Source organism: Asaia sp. SF2.1 (genome assembly GCF_000505765.1).
Classification (GTDB): domain Bacteria; phylum Pseudomonadota; class Alphaproteobacteria; order Acetobacterales; family Acetobacteraceae; genus Asaia; species Asaia bogorensis.
This window is the reverse complement of sequence record NZ_AYXS01000051.1, coordinates 43234-46069: the sequence shown is the minus strand read 5'-3', so window position 1 is coordinate 46069 and position 2836 is coordinate 43234. Positions and strand designations below refer to the sequence as shown.

Here is a 2836-nt window from a genome sequence, read left to right as displayed (position 1 = left end):
CCCGCTTGATCAGACGGGCACGCCAGCCTTGCAAAGGCCTTGGTGCGTCAATGCGGGATGCAGTGGGTGCAGGCGATTTTTCAGAAGACCGTCGGCGCATCATGTAGGATCGAGCCGTCTCTGGGGGCAAGATAGAGCGGCGACAGGTCAGGCTGTCTCTTGAAGTCGAACAGCGTATCGAGGTCGTTCGCGTCCTGATCGAATGATCCGCCATCCAGGCGCGCCCCGGCGAGCCAGTTATTCTCGATGAAGCGCAGGACTGAACTCTGGGTCAGCAGGGTATGGTCAATCGCATTACGGCGTGCCCAGGGGGAGAGAACGAGAAGCGGCGTTCTCGTGCCCGGACCACATCGTCCGTTGACCGGTTTGCCCTTCACCCCGGCAGGGGCAGGCGCGTTGCCGCACTGGCCGGGGCCATCCAGCTGATCGGCCTGAGGGTCATGAGAGCTGTGCTGGGGTTTGACGAAGGCATGGTCATACCAGCCGTCGGAGTCATCATAGGCAATGATGATGGCCGTGTCTTTCCATTCAGGGCGGGACTGGATGAAATTGACCAGACGCACCACGCCTTCCTGCTCGTCAAGCGGGTTGGAATAGCCCGCATGGGCATCCTGAAAGGCGGGAAGTTTGAGGAACGACACTGCAGGCATATGACCGGCCCGTGTGGCGGTGATGAAATCCTCGAGATCATACTGGTGATTGGCGGGGTCTTTCGTCCTGCCGTCCATGCCAAGCGTCTGACCAATGGCCGCAACACCTGAAGGGCGCAGATGCTTGGGATTGGCGGTGGAGGGATAATACTGGAACCAGTTGTGATGAGGAATGTAATCCACCACTGTCTGGGCAACGATGCTCGAATAGGTGGCGCGCTGGCACCCGGTTGTTCCGTTGCGGTTGCGGGCAGACAGGTCGAACCCGGCCATGAAGCCGCCCCAGCTTACACCTTTCGCCGTCAACAGATCACCGATATTGCGGCCTTCCATCCAGACCTGCTCACCGGGAAGCGAACAGACGTCTCCGCTGGGGTCGATATCGTTGATCATGGTCATACGCCCCTGATCATCCGCTCCCGCCCCGCCATTGCCTGACCCATCGGGGATGAAGGGCGAGGGACGCTCGCGCGTGCTTCGTTTCTCGGCCGAGGCAGTGATATGCAGACCGTTGGTCTGACCCGAAACGATTTCGAGCGCGCCGGGCGTGGAGGGACCATAGGTATCGGTAAAGGCATTATCGCTCATGGCGAAACGCTGTGCGTAGCGCCAGAGGGCGGTAACCGTGTTGCCATCGAAATAGCCCATGACCTGACCGCGCGTGGCGAAAGCCCCGACACCGCCGGGTGAGGCCCTGCCGGTGTGAAGCGGAAACAGATCGGCCTTGCCGCCATTATAGGCCATCTGTTCGGCCGTGTAGCCATGATTCTGGTCGGCCGTGCTGGCCTGCGTCCGGTCCAGCCGGAAGGGCAGCGCTGCGTCCGCACCATTCGCCGGGTTGGTGTTGGGGTTATGGGTCAGAAGATTGGCGCGCAGAAGGGTATTGGCAGGCGGTGTGCCAAGCTGCGGCAGGAAAATCGGCTCACCTTCGAGATTGGCTGCCTGGGGATAGGTGGCGAAATAATGATCGAAGGAAACGTTTTCATCGAAAATGACGACCACATGCTTGATGGGTGTCCTGGTCTGGAATCCCTCCGCCGCATCGCGGACAATCTGCGCCTGTGCCGGTTTCGCAACAAGGCTCGGGCTCAGGCAGGTCAGGGCAAGGAGGACGGCGGCGAGAGAACGTGTCGGACGAGTCATGATCAACGGCGATAACATCTGTTCAGCGAGGAGAGAAGCGGCCTTTTGTCTGAAGCGTGGGGCCGGATGTAAAGCGGGACACGCCTCAGGTCTGGTCATCCTCACGCAGGGGCTCTTCATCGAGAGCCATGAGCGCGCCGCGACGCGATTGCAGGGAAATGGCTGTCAGACGGTGCTCCCGCCATGCCGCAACAAGCGTCTGGCGCCAGCGATCTGAAGGGGCTGAGGATCTGTCGTGCTGAAGCTGAAGTTCCATTGACCTGCTCCTTTTCCAGAAGAGTGCCGGGTTACGGCGCCTCGATAAAGGATTCCCGAGAGCCGGTGTGTGACCGTTCCATGAATTCGCCGCGTCGGAATGTTGCAGGCATTCGGGGGCGGCCTCTGGAGATTACCCGGTTGGGAGACGGGCGCTCCTCCCAACCTGAAAATGTCACATTGGAAAAGGTAAAAACCGTGTTGAAACCTAGTTAAATCCTGCCGAGACGCCGGCGAAAACGCCAAAGCCGTCGCCGGGTTGAAACACTGCGAGCTGCTTGCCTGCGGCGATGTAGCCCGGCACGACGATCGAGGCGTAATGCGTGTTGGCGAGGTTGTTGAAGGACAGGAAGACCTGACGATGCTTGTGCGGCCATTCATATCCGATGGTGGTATTGAAGATGTGGTAGGACGGGGCGTAATAGGTGTCGTCATAGGAGCCGGAGACTTTTGACGAGACCTGTGTATTGAAATTGGCATAAAGCCCGTTCTTCAGGTCGAGGCGTATTTCCCCTTGGTAGAAATGCGCCGGTATGCCCGGCAGGGCGTTATGGCCGAATACCGCGTCATGCCTGAAGTGGAAATCCTGCCAGGTATAGGACTGGCGCAGGCCGAGCTTGCCACCTGACCATTTGATGAGATCGGTTTCCAGCGAGGCCTCGACACCCTGATGCGTCGTCGGGCTGGCATTGGAGTAGGTCGCCGCACCGTAAAGCTGGGAGAGCGGCGTCATGACCGAGAGCAGCTCATTGCGTACGTCTGAATAGTAATAGGAGACGCTCCAGCGA

Annotated in this window: 3 protein-coding genes; all 3 read right to left on the bottom strand. The window is 59.4% G+C overall.

Translation table 11 applies throughout. The features are described 5' to 3' along the window. Positions 1-80: 80 nt before the first annotated feature. Positions 81-1793, bottom strand: coding sequence for a phospholipase C (locus P792_RS35175; protein ID WP_051395987.1), 1713 nt, complete (start codon positions 1791-1793; stop codon positions 81-83). Positions 1794-1878: 85 nt separating this feature from the next. Beyond that, positions 1879-2049, bottom strand: coding sequence for a hypothetical protein (locus tag P792_RS37840; RefSeq protein ID WP_023979975.1), 171 nt, complete (start codon positions 2047-2049; stop codon positions 1879-1881). 207 nt (positions 2050-2256) lie between these two features. After that, positions 2257-2836: TonB-dependent receptor (locus P792_RS35170; protein ID WP_152530300.1), on the bottom strand; the 580-nt coding region annotated here is incomplete at its 5' end.

Bases quoted from the DNA above. Each gene is read 5' to 3' on its own strand.
- P792_RS35175 (WP_051395987.1), bottom strand. From the start codon at position 1,793: ATGACTCGTCCGACACGTTCTCTCGCCGCCGTCCTCCTTGCCCTGACC.
- P792_RS37840 (WP_023979975.1), bottom strand. From the start codon at position 2,049: ATGGAACTTCAGCTTCAGCACGACAGATCCTCAGCCCCTTCAGATCGC.